The sequence below is a fragment of the Solimonas sp. SE-A11 genome (assembly GCF_030345715.1).
GTDB lineage: Bacteria > Pseudomonadota > Gammaproteobacteria > Nevskiales > Nevskiaceae > Solimonas_A.
Genome location: NZ_JAUASX010000010.1, coordinates 1 through 15,089 on the forward strand (window position 1 = coordinate 1; position 15,089 = coordinate 15,089).

A 15,089-nucleotide genomic window follows, 5' to 3' on the forward strand; every position below is an offset into this window, starting at 1 on the left:
TTCCACGCTAATCACTCCTGGTCATCCCTGGCGAGAAAATCGCCAGAGTACCGATTAACGTGGGTCAAATTTCAGTGCGCACTTGCCTCTTGGGTGGGTCAATTCTTACTGCGCGCCAACAACCGCCCTCTAAGACCCTACTGATTGCCGATACACAATCAGTGAACGGGCGAGCCACCCATCACTGTAGTCAATGGCAGCGGCTCCGCGGCCTCGGACGTAGCCAGCTTCATGGCCAATTTATTCGCTCGCAGGTGAGCGTATCGCTTGAGCATGCTCAGGGTCTTGTGGCCGGAGATCGCGGCGATCTCCATGTCCGAGAGGCTCGTCCTCTCAAAGAAGCGGCTGATCGCCTCGTGCCGCAAGTCGTGAAAGCGCAGCCCTTTAATGTCAGTTCGGGCCATTACCCGCGTGAACATTAGCCGAATCGATTCCGTGGGGCCGAAGACCAAACCGTCGTTCCGGCGTGCAAGTGTTGAGAGCAACCGCACAAGGTGCGGCCACAATGCCACCGTGCGCGCGCTTCCGTTCTTCGTAGCGGGAAGTAAAATGGTCGCTTGCTCTAGATCGACGTGCTTCCATTCGCATCTGCCAATCTCACTCAGCCGCATGCTGCTCCCCAGTGCAAACCGGATCACTGCGGAGATCGGAATTTCTGGCGCGCAGTCGAGTTCGTAGGACCGAGCCGCCTCAAGGAGTTTCTCCTCCTCCCCGATCTCCAGCCGCCTCTCCCTAGGCTTGTTTTCCCGGCGACGGATGCCCCGCGTGATTGGATTGACGAGGCCGACGTATTCCCACTCAGCGACGGCCACGGTGTACAGATGGCTGATGCGAGCCAACTCGCGATTCATCGTGGAGCCGGTGATCGGCTTTTCGACCGGATCGGAGGGTTTCATGCGACGTTGTACAAGCGCTTTCATGTCAGACGGCGCGATGTCGCAAAGCGGCTTCTCGCACAACACGGCTTCCCGCGCTAGAAATGCCTCGATGAGGCGCTTTTCGCTTGCAGCCGATTTTTTTTGCGGCGTGATTTCAGCCAGATAGCGCTTGAACCCGGCGCGAAGCGTTACTTCCTGGGAGGCAAGCCAAGCGTTGGCGGCATTCGCCGCATCCGCTTTCAATAACCCCTGGATCCAGGCTTCAGCTTCCCCGGCGGTCGAGAACGTCTTGCTCTTCTCCCGCCCGCCGACCGTGACCGCCGCTCGGAACTGCAGCGGCCCCCGATGCCTAATGCTTCCCGTCTTCTTTCGCGCCACGCTCGCTCTCCAATGGAAAGCGGGTATCCGCAGGGCAACGAAACGATCAAACCGGCCAAAACAGCTCGGAATAAACGGCCAGAAAGTCGACACAGTAATGGCCAGCCGATCGACGACTGAGGCCAAGTCACTGATTTAGAGAGGGAAAACGGGTAAAGGTAATGGAGGCCAGGGTCGGAATTGAACCGGCGTACGCGGATTTGCAGTCCGCTGCATAACCACTCTGCCACCTGGCCACCGGGGACGGCTGCATTCTATCAGCCGTTGAGACTAAAAAACCCCGGCATTGCTGCGGGGGTTTTCTTGAAACTGGAGCGGGAAACGAGATTCGAACTCGCGACCTCAACCTTGGCAAGGTTGCGCTCTACCAACTGAGCTATTCCCGCGTCTTGAGAGCGCGCATTTTATAGAGAAGTAAGGGCAAGTCAAGCTTTTTGCGAAGGTTTTCTGTGAAACCCGCAAATTGCTCAATTATTGTCCGACATCAGGGGCCAGGCCGCCCTCAGGTATACCACCATGCTCCAGATCGTCAGCACTGCGGCGATGAACAGCAGGCCGTAGCCAAGGTGATAGATCGGCAGATGGAAGGTGTCGATCTCCCAGATCATCATGCCGATGGCAGTCATCTGGAAGCCGGTCTTGACCTTGCCGATCCAGCTCACCGCCACATGGGTACGGGCACCCAGCTCCGCCATCCACTCGCGCAGGGCCGAGATGGTGATCTCGCGGCCGACGATCACCGCCACCAGCGCGGCGAGCACCCCGCCCGGCTGATCCTGCAGCAGCATCACCAGGCACACTGCCACCAGCAGCTTGTCCGCCACCGGATCGAGGAAGGCGCCGAACTTGCTGGTCTGGTTCCACTTGCGTGCCAGGTAGCCGTCGAGCCAGTCGGTGATGGCGGCCGCCGCGTAGATCACGGTGGCGAGCTGCCGCGATACCTCGTAGCCGGCGATGTGCACGGGAACGTAGAACAGGGCCAGCACCACCGGGATCGCGGCGACACGGCCCAGGGTCAATGCCAGAGGCAGGGTGATCTTCACGCAACCGTCCTGTTTTTCATGCTGACAGATTACCCGACTCCGGCGTCAGGTCGTCAGGCAGAGGCTGAAAAAAAGCCCATCAGTGGAAATAGGCGTAGATACGTTCCGCCAGCGTGCGCGAGATACCCTCCACCCGCGCCAGGTCGTCGATGCTGGCGCGCTTGAGCTGCGCCAGGCCGCCGAAGCTCTTCAGCAGCGCCCGCCGCCGCGTGGCCCCCAGGCCCTCGATGCTCTCCAGGCCGGAGCTCACACGCGCCTTGTCGCGCCTGCCGCGATGCCCGGTGATGGCGAAGCGATGCGCTTCGTCGCGAATGCGCTGGATCAGGTGCAGCGCCGGCGAGTCGCCCGGCAGGCGCAGCGGAAACTCCCGCTCGGGCATGATCAATTCCTCCAGCCCCGGCCGGCGTGTCGGGCCCTTGGCGATGGCGACGATGCGCAGGTCCTCGATGCCGGCCTCGTCCAGCGCCTCCAGGGCCGCATTGAGCTGGCCCTGGCCACCGTCGATGAACAGAACGTCGGGCCGCTGCACCTCGCCGCTCTTCACCCGGGCGAAGCGTCGCGCTACCGCCTGCCTGATGGCGGCGTAATCGTCGCCCGGCGTGATGCCATCAATGTTGAACTTGCGGTAGGCGGACTTCAGCGGCCCCTGGTCGTTGAATACCACGCAGGACGCCACGGCCCGCTCACCCTGGGTGTGGGAGATGTCGAAGCACTCCAGCCGCAGCGGCGGCTTGTCCAGCTCCAGCGCGCGCTGCAGTTCCAGCATGCGCTCGTCCATGCTGGCCATCTCGGTCAGGCGCGTGGTCAGGGCCTGCTGCACGGTGCTCTGGGCCATCTCCAGCAGGCGCAGCTTGAGGCCCCGCTGCGGACGGTTGATGGTGACCTTGCGGCCCGCCCGCTGAGCCAGGGCGGCCTCCAGCAGCTCCACGTCTTCCAGCTCGTGGCTGACCAGGATTTCCGGCGGCGCCGGCTGTTCCAGATAATGCTGGCTGAGGAAGCTCTCCAGCAATTCCTCCGGCTCCACCTGCGGCGGATGCCGGGGGAAGTGGCTGCTGTGGCCCAGATTGACGCCATCCCTCACGCTGACCACTGCCAGGCAGCTGCTGGAGGCATGCGGCGCCACCGCGATCACGTCCAGGTCCTCGGCGCCGCCGGTCAGGGCACGGCTCTCGCGCACCCGCTGCAGGGCCGATATCTGGTCACGCAACCTTGCGGCGCGCTCGAACTCCAGGGCCTCTGCCGCCTGCTCCATTTCTGCCCCGAGGTCCTTGGCCAGCTCGTCCGCCCGGCCCTCCAGCATGCGCTGGGCATTGGCCACGTCGCGGGCATACTCCTCCTCGCCCACCAGCCCCACGCAGGGCGCGCTGCAACGCTTGATCTGGTGCTGCAGGCAGGGGCGCTCGCGGTGGTTGTAGAAGCTGTCGCGGCAGGGCCGCAGGCGGAACAGCTTCTGCAGGGTGCCCAGGGTATCGCGCACCGAGCTGGCCGAGGGGAACGGGCCGATGTAGCGGTCTTGTCCCACCTTGGCGCCACGGTAGTAGGCAATGCGCGGAAAGCGGTGGGCGGTGAAGCGGACGTAGGGGTAGCTTTTGTCGTCGCGGTAGGAAATGTTGTAGCGCGGCGACTGTTCCTTGATCAGGTTGTTTTCCAGCAGCAGCGCCTCGTCCTCGGTGCGGGTGACCGTCACCTCGATCCGGCGTATCTGCGACACCATGCTCTCGATGCGCGGGTTGCCGCTGGCACGCAGGAAATAGCTGCCGACGCGCTTCTTCAGGTTGCGCGCCTTGCCCACGTACAGCAGCTCGCCTTCTCCGCCGTACATGCGGTAGACGCCCGGCTGGGTCGTGAGCTGCGAGAGGAAACTGCGGGAGTCGAAGGACTCCGTCTGGGGCTTCATGCCCCTATTTTAAGGCGCTCAGGCTCCGGCGGCAGGCTCGGCGGACGACTTCTCGTCCAGCAGGCCGTAGCGCATGGCCATGCGGGTCAGTTCCACGTCGTTGGTGACGTTGAGCTTCTCGAACAGGCGGTAGCGGTAGGTGCTGACCGTCTTGGGGGAGAGGTGCAGGCGGTCCGATATCTCCTGGGTGGAGTAGCCCTTGGTCACCATCAGCATGACCTGGGTCTCGCGCTGGGACAGCTGCTCGAAGGGCGAGCCGCCGTTGTTGCCCTTGACCAGGGAGGCCGCCAGGTTGCCGGCCACGTCGGCCGCCACGTAGTGCCCACCGGTGTTGACCCGGCGGATGGCCGCCACGACCTCGTCGGCCGCGGAGTCCTTGCTGATATAGCCGGCGGCGCCGGCCGCCAGCATGCGGCTGGGGTAAGGCTCCTCAAGATGCATGGACACCACGATCACGCGGGCTGCCGGCAGCTTCTGCAACAGGCGCCGGGTGGCCTCCAGTCCGCCGATGCCGGGCATGTTGATGTCCATCAGGACCACGTCCGGCGTGTGGGTGCGCAGCAGGTCCAGGGCTTCCTCGCCGCTGGACGCCTCGGCGATGACCTCCATGTCGGGCACCTCCTGCAGCACACGCTTCAGGCCCGCCCGAACCAGGCGATGGTCGTCCACCAGCATGATCTTGATCATGAATCCCTCCGTATGCGCCCATTCTAGGCTACTTAGGGATCGCTGCCTCGCCCGGGGCGTCTAAACGTAACAAAACAGTCAGACGAGCGTCACATCAGCCCCCTAGGCTCAGGCCGGTTATCCCAGCCACTACCCAGCCAAGGACCATCGCGATGAGTCATCACCACGACGTCGACGTCGTCACCAACAATTCCGACAATCCTCATATCCTCGACGTCGTCCAGGCGCGCTTCACTCGCCGCCAGACGTTGCTCGGCGGCCTTTCCGCCACGACCGCGGCTCTCTTCGGCGGCCTCACGCTGACCGGCTGCGACAGCAACGACGACAACGACTCCGACGGCAGCAGCCTCCCCGCCCCTACGCTCAACTTCAGCGCGGTCGAGAAGAACCAGCTGGACAAGATCACAGTTCCCGCCGGCTACAGCGTGGCGGTGCTCTACGCGCTGGGCGATGCCCTCGACGACGCTACCCCCGCCTGGGCCGACAACGGCACCGAAACGGCGGAGTCCTACGAAAAGCGCGCCGGCGACAACCATGACGGCATGTACTATTTCGGACTGAGCGACGCCGGCAAGTTCGACGCCAACCGCTCCGACCGTGGCCTGCTGTGCATGAACCACGAGTACAACAGCAGCCCCTACATCCACCCGAACGGCTACTCCCCGGCCCCGCGTCCTGAGGAAGAAGCCCTGAAGGAGATCAACTGTCACGGCGTCAGCGTCATCGAGGTCAAGCGCACCGGCGCTGTCGTCTCCGTGATCAAGGGCTCTGCCTTCAATCGCCGCATCACCCCGAACACGGTGATGGACATGGCTGGCCCCGTATCCGGCACTGCCTGGAACAAGACGCTGTTCGATGCCACCGGCAAGACCACCCGCGGCACCATCAACAATTGCGCCAACGGCTACACGCCCTGGGGCACGTACCTGACCTGCGAAGAGAACTGGAACGGTTTCTTCAAGCGCCCGTCGGCTGTGGACAACGCCAATCGCAGCGCGCGCGAGATCGCGATCTTCAATCGCTACAACCTCAACAACAACGCCGACAGCCAGAATTGGTCGACCGTAGTGCCGGCCGACGCCAGCACCACGGTTTTCTCCCGGTGGGATGCGACCAAGAAGGGCACCTCCACGGACGGCAGCGATGACTTCCGCCATGAGCCGCATAATTACGGCTGGATCGTGGAGATCGATCCTTTCACCAGCACCTCGCGCCCCAAGAAGCGCACCGCGCTGGGTCGCTTCGCCCACGAGGGCTGCTGGCCGGCCAAGGCCGTCGCTGGCCAGCCGCTGGTCTGGTACATGGGTGACGACAACCGCGGCGACTACATCTACAAGTTCGTCTCGAAGGCCAACTGGGATCCGGCGGATATCGGCAAGGGCCTGGCCGCCGGCGATAAGTACATGAACGAAGGCACGTTGTACGTGGCCCGCTTCAAGGCCGACGGCAGCGGCGACTGGGCTGCCCTGGCCTATGGCGCCAATGGCCTGGATGAGGGCAATGTCCTGTTCTCGTTCGCCAACCAGGCCGATATCCTGGTTGCCACCCGCATCGCTGCGGACGCGGTCGGCGCCACCAAGATGGACCGCCCGGAATGGGGCGCCGTGAACCCCGTCAACGGCGAGGTCTACATGACGCTTACCAATTCCAACACCGCCAATCGGCTGGTCACCGGCACTCCGACCGCCGGCACCCGCCAGGCCCTGACGGACGCCGCCAACCCGCGCGTGTATGAGGACAAGAAGGCCGGCTCCAACCAGAGCGGCAACGTCAACGGCCACATCATCCGCTGGCGCGAAGACGGCAGCTCGAATGCAGCCACGACCTTCAAGTGGGACGTCTACCTGTTCGGCGCCCAGGAAAAGGCAGACGCCACCGCGACGACCGATGAAGCGGCTGCGTACCAGGCCAACGTCAACGTCTCCAGCCTCAAGGCGAGCAACGACTTCTCGAGCCCGGATGGCCTCTGGTTCGATCCGCGTGGCGTGCTGTGGATCCAGACGGACGACGGCGCTTACACCGACGTCACCAATTGCATGATGCTGGCCGCGGTGCCCGGCAAAGTCGGCGACGGCAGCCGCAAGTCCATCACCTCCAAGCTGGGTGCCAACACCCGCACGGTCGAATCGCCGGTTGGCAAGGCCGCCGAGGAGACCACGCTGCGCCGCTTCCTGGTGGGACCGAAGCAGTGCGAAGTCACCGGCATTGCCATGACGCCTGACGGCAAGACGATGTTCCTCAACATCCAGCATCCGGGTGAAGAGAGCGCCGGCGGAGATATCACCTTGCCGGCTACCTACGGCAGCCACTGGCCCGATACGCAGGCCAACGCGACCAGCACCAAGCGCCCGCGCTCGGCCACCGTCGTCATCAGCAGGAACGACGGCGGCGTGATCGGCATTTGATTCATCCCACTGTACTCTCGAGCCATTCGGCCCGCGCAAGCGGGCCGTTTTCTTTGCGGCTCGTCCTTTTACAGCTCGCGGGTTGTCCCGGGGAGCCTCTGTCCGTTCGTGCTGAGCCTGTCGAAGCGCGGGCGGACTTTCCCCATGGCCGGTCCACTAGTTGCCGTTCACCCCTCGACAAGCTCAGGGCGAACGGTAACTTTTTCAGAGCTTCCCTAGCCTTCTTCCGGCGCAATCCGCTCACGCGAGCGGATGCCCTGGCGCACGTAGTCCGGGATCGGGGCCGGCTTCTGCTGGGTGTAGTCGAACCACACCAGCGTACCGCGCGTGACCGCCACCAGCTTGTCGCCGACGAACATGCCGGCCTCGGTCTTCATGCTGGAACGGCCCAGGCGCGCGATGCGGAAGCCCGCCTCTACCGTCGAGGGATGGTGCAGCTGCGCCACGAAATCGCAGCCCAGGTTGGCCAGGATCAAGCCCTCTTCCTTCCAGAAGCGCGGATTGTCGCGGCTGAACAGGCCGAAGTAGTCCAGGCGCACGGACTCGTCGAAGACGAAGAAATTGGTGTTGTTGACATGGCCCAGGGCATCCAAATCACCCCAGCGGGTGGGGATCTGCAGGAAATGGCCGTAATCGCTGCGCTGCGGGGTGCTCATGCAAAGGCTCCGGGGAATGCCCGGATTCTGCCTTGCCTGGCCGGAAATGGGGGTTATCGGCGCCAGAACGGCTTGCGCTTGCTCGCCAGCCCCGCCAGCCGAAGCTGGGCGAGCTGCAGAATCTCGCGCTTGCGCGGGTCCGTGGCGTAGGGCCATTCCGAGATTTCGTCCATGCTGCGGTGGCAACCCACGCAGACATGCTGCGGGTCCAGCTGGCAGACGCCTACGCAAGGCGACTCGATCTCGTCGTCGTCCATGCTCAAGGCGCCGGCGCCAGCCAGTGCAGGCTGTGGATCATCGCCTTGAAGTCACGGCGCAAACGGGGGAACTCGCTGACTGGTGCCGAGCCCACCAGCAGCAGGCCCTCGTGCCCACGCACCATCAGGGCTGCCAGGCTGCGCCGCGGCTCCATCTGGCCCGACAGCTCGATCTCGCGCAGATCGGCCTCCACGCCATCCAGGATCACCCGCTCCGAATGGATCACGCGGTATTCCCGGGCCTGGGCACGTCCCTGCTCTTCCTTGTAGCGGACATAGCTGTCCAGCGTTGCGGGCCGGCCGCTGGGCTGCTCCCGCATGGGGTCGCTGGCCACCAGGAAGAAGCTGCGCCCGATCACCTGCCCGCGCTCCGCCGGCAGCACGAAGTAGAGGCTGCCGGGGCTGCTGTCCGCCTGCCAGCCGGCCGGCACGTGGAGTTGCAGGCGAGCGGCCGGCACGTCCACCGGGCGTGGCGGCGGCTGAGGCTGGCAGGCCGCCAGCCCCAGCAACAATACGGCCAGCAGACGCCTCACTTGGTGTAGCTCATCTCGAAGGCCGGCTTGGGCGCACCGTTGGCATCCACGTCGGTGGCGACGCCGCCGGGGCCGACACGGTAGGCCGCACCGGTGAAGCGGTTGCCACGCAGTTCCACCCAGAAGAAGCCGTGGGTGTCGCCTACCTGGTAGTAGGCCTCGTTGCGCGCCGGGTCCTGGATGCTGCGGTGCTTGGAGGCCGCGCCAGACAGCATGTGCTGGGTCTTGCCGCAGGACGCCACCGGCTTGAGCCAGTACAGCTCGTGGTCGTGGCCATTGAAGAAGACATCCACCTTGTCGCAGATGGTCTGCTCCAGGAAGGCCTTGTAGTCGGTGCCGCGGCAGCTGGGGCTGATCAGCCCGGCCAGCGCGCAGAGATCCGGCGAAGCGCCGCCCTCGTAGTTGCCGGCGTCGCCATGCATGCCGTTGGAGACGTAAGGATGGTGCGCCAGGGCAAACTTCCAGGTCGCCTTGCTGGCCGAAAGCGCCGCCTGCATGTCAGTCTTCTGCTCGGCTATGTAGGTCTGCAGGTTGGCGCCGTTCCAGGCGGGATTCAGGTCGTTGAAGAAATGGGTGATCGGGCTGGAGTCCAGCACGAACAGTTCCACCGTCGGGTTGGCGCTGCCGCGCGGCCAGCCCTGCGTGTAGTAGCGCGCCGGCATCACCCACTTGCTGGACTTGGCGGTGTACGCCACCTCGTGGTCGCCGCGCTCGTTGGTGCCGCCGCCGCCCAGCGGCGAGTTGGAGTTGTCATGGTTGCCCAGGGCCATGAAGAACGGAAAGTCCAGGTTCTTGTAGGGCTCTTCGAAGGCTGCCTGGAAGATCGGATCGTCGGGTGAATCCGCGCCCTGGTCATAGATGTTGTCGCCCGCGCCGACGGCGAAGTCGCAACCACGCTGGGCGCAGACCTTTTCCACGATCTTGGCCACGTCGCCGGACTCCGGCGGCGCACCGGAGTCACCGAGCACGATAAAGCGGACGACACCGCCGGAAGACCCACCGGGGCCGGCCTCGTCGGAGCTGCCATGGCAACCCGAAAGGATCAGCGCAGTGGCGATGAGCAGGCGTTTGAACATGATCGTGACCCCTCTCCAGGGACTGCATAAAACGGAAGACCGCGTGCCACCCGAGGGTAGCACGCGGTCTGGTACCTACAGATGACCGAGGAGAATTACTCGACGATGATCTTGAACTCGACGCGGCGGTTGGTCTCGCGACCGGCCTCGTTCTCGTTGGACGCCACCGGCTGGAACTCGCCGTAGCCCTGGGCGGTCATGCGGCTGCTTTCGATGCCACGGCCGATCAGGTACTGGCGCACCGACTCGGCGCGCTGCTGCGAGAGCAGCAGATTGAAGGCCTCGGAGCCGTTCGAGTCGGTGTGACCGCCGATCTCGACGGCCAGGTTCTTCTGGCTGCTGAGGGTGCGGGACACGCCATCGAGGATGCCGCGGGAGTCGTTGGTCAGCTCGGCGGAGTTATTGTGGAACTTCACGCCCTGCAGCGTCATGGTCTGGCCGACCACGCAACCGGCGACGTCCACGGTCAGTCCGCGCTTGGTCTCGGGGCAGCGATCCGCCACGTCGGGAACGCCGTCACCGTCGGTGTCGGTGCCGGTGCTGGCAACCGGGCAGCCGTTGGTGTTGACCGGGGTGCCCGGGGGCGTGCCGGGGCACTGATCAACGCTGTCGAAGATGCCGTCGCCGTCCGTATCCACGGCGCAATCGCTGCGGCCGGTGACCGGATCCACCACGGAGATTTCGCACTCGCCCGGCTTGCCTACCGGCGCGCTGCGCTCGGCGAAGAACACCGTCAGCGGCACCTGCAGGCCGACGTTGAAGCGGTAGTCGATCAGGAAGTCTTCACCCGAAACCGACTCGTCGTTGTACTGGGCCTGCGCGCGGGCTTCCGTGCGGATGCCCAGGCCGTACCAAGGCAGCGGAAACAGCAGGCCCGCGCCGATGTTGAGGCCGCCGTGGACGTGGTCGTCGCCACGCACGTCCTCCTGGATCAGGTTGACGCCCGCCAGCAGGAAGGGCTTGAAGCGCGGCGCGTACTTCAGGCCGGTCTGCGGCTCGCCGTAGTGGTGCACCAGGTCCAGCGACAGGGCCGACTGGTAGTCCTTGTTGCCGTCGATGTTGCGCTCGCGGCCGACGTCGGTGAAGCTCAGTTCGAGGGCGTTGTTGCTGCCCCAGTCGATCGGCATGCCGACGGTGATCTGGAAGCCCTGGCCGTCGTCGGAGTCACGGGCGCTGTCGCCGAGCTCGTAGGAGTAGAACGCTCCGACATACGGAATCTCGTAGCCGTCCGTGGTAACCGCGTAAGCCGGGGCGACACTGAACATCGCCAAGGCCGCCGCGCTGATGGTCCGCATGCGCATCACTCTTCCCCTGTCTTGAACTCAAAAAATGAAAAAAACCAAGTACTGTCGTAACTTGGAGTGATTATTCGTCGAATATAATGTATTGCTCATGACAGCGGCAACCTTGCCCCCGCCATGGGCAATTTCTCCTAGCCGCCACCCCAAGCCGCCCCGCCGGTTCAGGCCTGGGTGCAGTCCGCTATCAGCCGCGGCCCCTGGTAGATGAAGCCGGTGTAGATCTGCAGCAGGTCGGCGCCGGCCCGGCGGCGCGCCCGGGCATCCTCGCCCGAGCAGATGCCGCCGACGCCCACCAGCGGGTAGTCCTTGCCGACGCGCGAGCGCAGCTGGCGCAGCGTCTCGCAGGCCAGGCTCTCCAGCGGCGCCCCGGACAGGCCGCCCTGCTCCTTGGCCAGCGGCTCCCGCTCCAGCCCCGGGCGCGACAGCGTGGTGTTGGTGGCGATCAGGCCGTCGATGCCCAGCTCCACTGCCAGCCGGGCGATGTGGTCCAGCTGTGCCAGGCTCACGTCCGGCGCGATCTTGACCAGCAGTGGCGTGTGCTTGCCGTGGCGCTGGGCCAGCTCCCTCTGCTCGGCCTTCAGCGCCTTCAGCAGGGCCTCCAGCTTGGCCTCGTCCTGCAGGTCGCGCAGGTTCTTGGTGTTGGGCGAGGAGATGTTGACGGTAATGTAGCTGGCGGCCTGGTAGACCTTGCGCAGGCAGATCAGGTAGTCGTCCGCGGCCCGCTCGATCGGCGTATCGGCGTTCTTGCCGATATTGATGCCGAGGATGCCGGAATAGTCGGCCTTGGCCACCTGCTGCAGCAGGTAGTCCACGCCCTTGTTGTTGAAGCCCAGGCGATTGATCAGGGCCTGCTGCTCCACCAGGCGGAACATGCGCGGCCGCGGGTTGCCCGGCTGTGGCCGCGGCGTGACCGTGCCCACCTCGATGAAGCCGAAGCCCAGGCGTGCCCAGGCCTCGATGCACTCGCCGTTCTTGTCGAGGCCGGCGGCCAGGCCCACGCGGTTGGGGAAGTTCAGGCCGAACAGCCGGACCGGGTCATCCGGCGTGCGCCCCGCGAAGGGCGCGGTGGCCAGGCGCGGCCAGTTCTTGAAGGAGGCGATCGTCAGTTCGTGCGCCTGTTCGGCGTCGAGCTGGAACAGCGCGCTGCGCGCCAGCGAGTAGAGCATGGTGTAGGGACTTAGGGTGCGTGGAGGGCCGGACGCGCGGGCGGCGCCAGGCGTTGCTTGATGATGCCGGGCAGCGGCAGCAGGCGCGCCAGGCGCAGGCGCAGGCTGCGGCTCTCTTCATGGAGCCGGTCCTGCGTGAAGGTGAGCGGCAGGCGCAGCAGCCCCCGTGCCAGGTCGGCGGCCAGCTTCTTCTTGGATTCGTTCTCGTATAGCGAGCCGAAGCTGCCGGCGGCGGCGAACAGCGCGCGCGACAGGTGCAGGTAGTCGCGCTTGAGCACCACGCCGGCATGCTGGGTATTGGACATCAGCTGCAGGATCGCCTGCCCGCGCCGATAGAGCCCGTCCACCCCTTCCCGCTTCAGCTCGGGGATGAAGCTGCCCAGGGTCAGCGGGCGGATGCCCTTCTTGGCCAGGGTCTCGTCCAGCAGCGCCTTGATCTCCGCGCGTCGCGCGGCGTTGGCTTCCGGCTGGGTGCTGACGCGGATCAGGGTATCGGCCAGCAATTCGGTGTCGGCGAGGATGGCCCCGGCCAGGTAGTCCCAGACCAGGTTCCACTTGCCATCCAACGGCACCACGTTGCCCCAGTCGATCAGGTGCAGCGAGCCGTCCGAGCCGATCATGATGTTGCCGGGGTGCAGGTCGCCGTGCATCTCGCCGTGCACCATCACGTGGTACAGCAGGGTGTACAGCAGGCGTTCCGAAATCTGGCGCTGAAAGCAACGACGCTCCGACAGCGGCATGCGGCGCAGCGCGCGCGTCAGGCTGCTGGCATCGGAGAGGTATTCCATCTCGATGATGCGCCGCGTGTGGTTGTAGATCGCGGGCACCTTCCACATGTTGGACTTGAGGCTGCGCTCGTAGAAACGCAGGTGGTGCCGCGCCTCCGACTCGAAGTCCAGCTCCTCGACGAAGCCAGCCACGAACTCATCGATCTGCTCCTGCATCGCGCGCAGGAACGGCGCCAGTTTGGTGTGCGGCGCCCAGTACTGAGAGGACATGATCGCCAGCCCCAGCACCAGCTTACCGATGATGAACTCGCGGTCGATGTTGTGGCGGCCGACCTTGATCACCACCGGCTTGAGGATTTCCTTGCCATCCTCCATGACGGGCTTCTTGGCGAAGTAGACGCTGCCGATCGAGCCTGACTTCACCGGCCGCGCCGGGTCGAAGTCCATGAACAGCTTGTGCGCGGGCTTGCCGTAGCACTCGAGGAAGGCCGTGCTCACCTCCTCCTCGGTCATCGCCGGTACGTCCTCGTGGAACACCGCCAGTTCCCTGGCGATCTCCTCGGGCAGGAAGTCGGTATTCGCCGCCGCCACCTGCGCCATCTTGATAAAGAACGGCCCGAACTCGCGCACCATGGCCGCCACGATCTGCGCCTGCGCACCGAAGTCGCGCGGGTCGGCCTGGAAAAACGGCTTGATGTGGCGCAGCGCGCGGATCTGGCGCCGCACGATGATGGCATCGTTGCGGATGATGGCGGCCCGCCGCAGGATTTCGTTGAGCTGCCACTGGTTGAAGCGGCGGCCGGCCTTGAGCAGGTTCACGATCTCCACCAGCTGCGGCTCGTAGGTGCGCAGTACCAGCCGCACCATGTCCAGCGACAGCTCCCCCAGGCCCTTCAGGTCCGGCGAGGAGAACAGCTCGTTGAAGAACAGCCAGAACTCCTGTACCAGGGCGTCCGGCACCGGCACCGGAGAGCGGGCCGTCACCTGCTCCACCAGGAAGCGGATGAGGTCCTCGGTGGATTGCTCGTTGGGGATCAGCTGCCGCATGCGCAGGTAGCTGGTGAGCTTTTCGGTCTGGCGCAGCAGCGGGTGCTGGTACAGGCCCTCGAAAGCCTTGTCGACGGCGAAGGTCAGCTCGTCGCGGGTGACGTCCGGCTCCGAGGCCAGCAGCTTCACCAGCGGTGCAAAGCCCTTGGTCAGGCGATAGGTGGACGTAGTGAACGCCCCGAGCCCGCGCAGCAGGCCGAGCTGCTTGTCAGCGAGATCGTAGGGCTCGGGCGGGTTCACGGCAGGCCCAGCAGGTGCCCCAGCTTGGCGGCCTTGGTGGCCAGGTAGGACTCGTTGTGCGGGTTGCGGCCGCTCTCCAGCGGCACCCGCTCCACGATCGTGACGCCCGCCTGCTCCAGCGCGTCGAGCTTGCGCGGATTGTTGGTCATCAGGCGGATGTGGCACAGGCCCAGCTGCTTGAGCAGGTCAATGGCCAGGCCGTACTCGCGGGCGTCGGCCGGAAAACCGAGCTGGTGATTGGCCTCCACCGTGTCCGCCCCCTTGTCCTGAAGGGCGTAGGCGCGAATCTTGTTGCCCAGGCCGATGCCCCGCCCTTCCTGGCGCAGGTACAGCACGGCGCCGCGTCCGTCCGCGGCGATCTTCTGCAGGGCCGAATTCAGCTGGGCACCGCAGTCGCAACGCAGCGAGAACAGCGCATCGCCCGTCAGGCACTCGGAGTGGATGCGGATCAACGGCGGTTCACCCGCCAGGTCACCGAGCGACACCACCACGTGTTCCTTGCCATCGTCGGACTGGAACACGGTGATGCGGAACTCGGCGAAGGGAGTCGGCAGCTTGGATTCGGCGATCCGTTGGAGAGTCATGCGCAGATTATCGGGGCTCCCGGCCTCAACCGCCCGGAATGCATTGAAGTCGTTATCTTTTTTGCCGCCCGACGAAGATGCCGGGAGGCATTCGGCGCATTGTGACCGCTTTGCAACGAAATAGGGAGGGCCTCACGGCCCTCCCTATCTTGATTGCAAGCTCTCCGAGGATGTGAAGAGGCCGTCGCGAGCGCCCCGAGGTTGCAGCGAGGA

General features: G+C 64.9%; 13 protein-coding genes and 2 tRNA genes. 1 reads left to right on the top strand and 14 read right to left on the bottom strand.

Annotated elements, in window-relative coordinates:
* Positions 1-158 precede the first annotated feature (158 nt).
* The 6 genes from QT386_RS23435 to uvrY all read right to left on the bottom strand — a co-directional run bounded on the left by QT386_RS23435 (position 159) and on the right by uvrY (position 4,883).
* Complete coding sequence (locus QT386_RS23435; RefSeq protein ID WP_104231543.1) at positions 159-1,256, bottom strand: site-specific integrase; 1,098 nt, start codon at positions 1,254-1,256, stop codon at positions 159-161.
* Between the two features lie 162 nt (positions 1,257-1,418).
* Positions 1,419-1,492 (bottom strand) — tRNA-Cys (locus QT386_RS12440).
* Between the two features lie 74 nt (positions 1,493-1,566).
* Positions 1,567-1,642 (bottom strand) — tRNA-Gly (locus tag QT386_RS12445).
* A gap of 81 nt (positions 1,643-1,723) precedes the next feature.
* Positions 1,724-2,299, bottom strand: a complete 576-nt coding sequence (gene pgsA / locus QT386_RS12450) for a CDP-diacylglycerol--glycerol-3-phosphate 3-phosphatidyltransferase (protein ID WP_367401434.1) — start codon at positions 2,297-2,299, stop codon at positions 1,724-1,726.
* Positions 2,300-2,378: 79 nt separating this feature from the next.
* On the bottom strand, positions 2,379-4,196 hold the full coding sequence (gene uvrC / locus QT386_RS12455; RefSeq protein WP_289274092.1) for an excinuclease ABC subunit UvrC: 1,818 nt from the start codon (positions 4,194-4,196) through the stop codon (positions 2,379-2,381).
* 18 nt (positions 4,197-4,214) lie between these two features.
* Positions 4,215-4,883: a UvrY/SirA/GacA family response regulator transcription factor gene (gene uvrY / locus QT386_RS12460; protein ID WP_289274093.1), complete on the bottom strand. Its 669-nt coding sequence runs from the start codon at positions 4,881-4,883 to the stop codon at positions 4,215-4,217.
* 152 nt (positions 4,884-5,035) lie between these two features.
* On the opposite strand from uvrY, the gene QT386_RS12465 reads away from it, so the two are divergent.
* Entirely contained in the window at positions 5,036-7,288 is a 2,253-nt protein-coding gene (locus QT386_RS12465) for a PhoX family phosphatase (RefSeq protein WP_289274094.1), read from the top strand.
* Between the two features lie 215 nt (positions 7,289-7,503).
* On the opposite strand, the gene QT386_RS12470 is transcribed toward QT386_RS12465, so the two are convergent.
* From QT386_RS12470 to ribA, 8 genes are all read right to left on the bottom strand, one after another.
* On the bottom strand, positions 7,504-7,944 hold the full coding sequence (locus tag QT386_RS12470) for a thioesterase family protein (protein WP_289274095.1): 441 nt from the start codon (positions 7,942-7,944) through the stop codon (positions 7,504-7,506).
* Between the two features lie 53 nt (positions 7,945-7,997).
* Positions 7,998-8,201 carry a DUF1289 domain-containing protein gene (locus QT386_RS12475; RefSeq protein WP_289274096.1) on the bottom strand — a complete coding sequence of 68 codons (204 nt, stop codon included), beginning with the start codon at positions 8,199-8,201 and terminating at the stop codon, positions 7,998-8,000.
* Positions 8,202-8,203: 2 nt separating this feature from the next.
* The gene (locus tag QT386_RS12480; protein ID WP_289274097.1) at positions 8,204-8,734 is read right to left on the bottom strand and encodes a hypothetical protein; all 531 of its coding nucleotides are present in this window, start codon (positions 8,732-8,734) and stop codon (positions 8,204-8,206) included.
* Complete coding sequence (locus QT386_RS12485) at positions 8,731-9,810, bottom strand: metallophosphoesterase (protein ID WP_289274098.1); 1,080 nt, start codon at positions 9,808-9,810, stop codon at positions 8,731-8,733. Before QT386_RS12485 ends, QT386_RS12480 begins: the two co-directional genes overlap by 4 nt.
* A gap of 95 nt (positions 9,811-9,905) precedes the next feature.
* Positions 9,906-11,105: an OmpA family protein gene (locus tag QT386_RS12490; RefSeq protein WP_289274099.1), complete on the bottom strand. Its 1,200-nt coding sequence runs from the start codon at positions 11,103-11,105 to the stop codon at positions 9,906-9,908.
* Positions 11,106-11,272: 167 nt separating this feature from the next.
* On the bottom strand, positions 11,273-12,277 hold the full coding sequence (locus tag QT386_RS12495; RefSeq protein WP_289274100.1) for a quinone-dependent dihydroorotate dehydrogenase: 1,005 nt from the start codon (positions 12,275-12,277) through the stop codon (positions 11,273-11,275).
* Between the two features lie 11 nt (positions 12,278-12,288).
* Positions 12,289-14,292: an AarF/ABC1/UbiB kinase family protein gene (locus tag QT386_RS12500; protein WP_289274101.1), complete on the bottom strand. Its 2,004-nt coding sequence runs from the start codon at positions 14,290-14,292 to the stop codon at positions 12,289-12,291.
* The gene (gene ribA, locus QT386_RS12505) at positions 14,289-14,876 is read right to left on the bottom strand and encodes a GTP cyclohydrolase II (protein ID WP_289274102.1); all 588 of its coding nucleotides are present in this window, start codon (positions 14,874-14,876) and stop codon (positions 14,289-14,291) included. Before ribA ends, QT386_RS12500 begins: the two co-directional genes overlap by 4 nt.
* Positions 14,877-15,089: the final 213 nt, after the last annotated feature.

Coding starts and splice junctions, on each gene's coding strand:
- uvrC (WP_289274092.1), bottom strand. CDS start 4,196: ATGAAGCCCCAGACGGAGTCCTTCGACTCCCGCAGTTTCCTCTCGCAG.
- uvrY (WP_289274093.1), bottom strand. CDS start 4,883: ATGATCAAGATCATGCTGGTGGACGACCATCGCCTGGTTCGGGCGGGC.
- QT386_RS12465 (WP_289274094.1), top strand. CDS start 5,036: ATGAGTCATCACCACGACGTCGACGTCGTCACCAACAATTCCGACAAT.
- QT386_RS12470 (WP_289274095.1), bottom strand. CDS start 7,944: ATGAGCACCCCGCAGCGCAGCGATTACGGCCATTTCCTGCAGATCCCC.
- QT386_RS12475 (WP_289274096.1), bottom strand. CDS start 8,201: ATGGACGACGACGAGATCGAGTCGCCTTGCGTAGGCGTCTGCCAGCTG.
- QT386_RS12485 (WP_289274098.1), bottom strand. CDS start 9,810: ATGTTCAAACGCCTGCTCATCGCCACTGCGCTGATCCTTTCGGGTTGC.
- QT386_RS12490 (WP_289274099.1), bottom strand. CDS start 11,105: ATGCGGACCATCAGCGCGGCGGCCTTGGCGATGTTCAGTGTCGCCCCG.
- QT386_RS12495 (WP_289274100.1), bottom strand. CDS start 12,277: ATGCTCTACTCGCTGGCGCGCAGCGCGCTGTTCCAGCTCGACGCCGAA.
- ribA (WP_289274102.1), bottom strand. CDS start 14,876: ATGACTCTCCAACGGATCGCCGAATCCAAGCTGCCGACTCCCTTCGCC.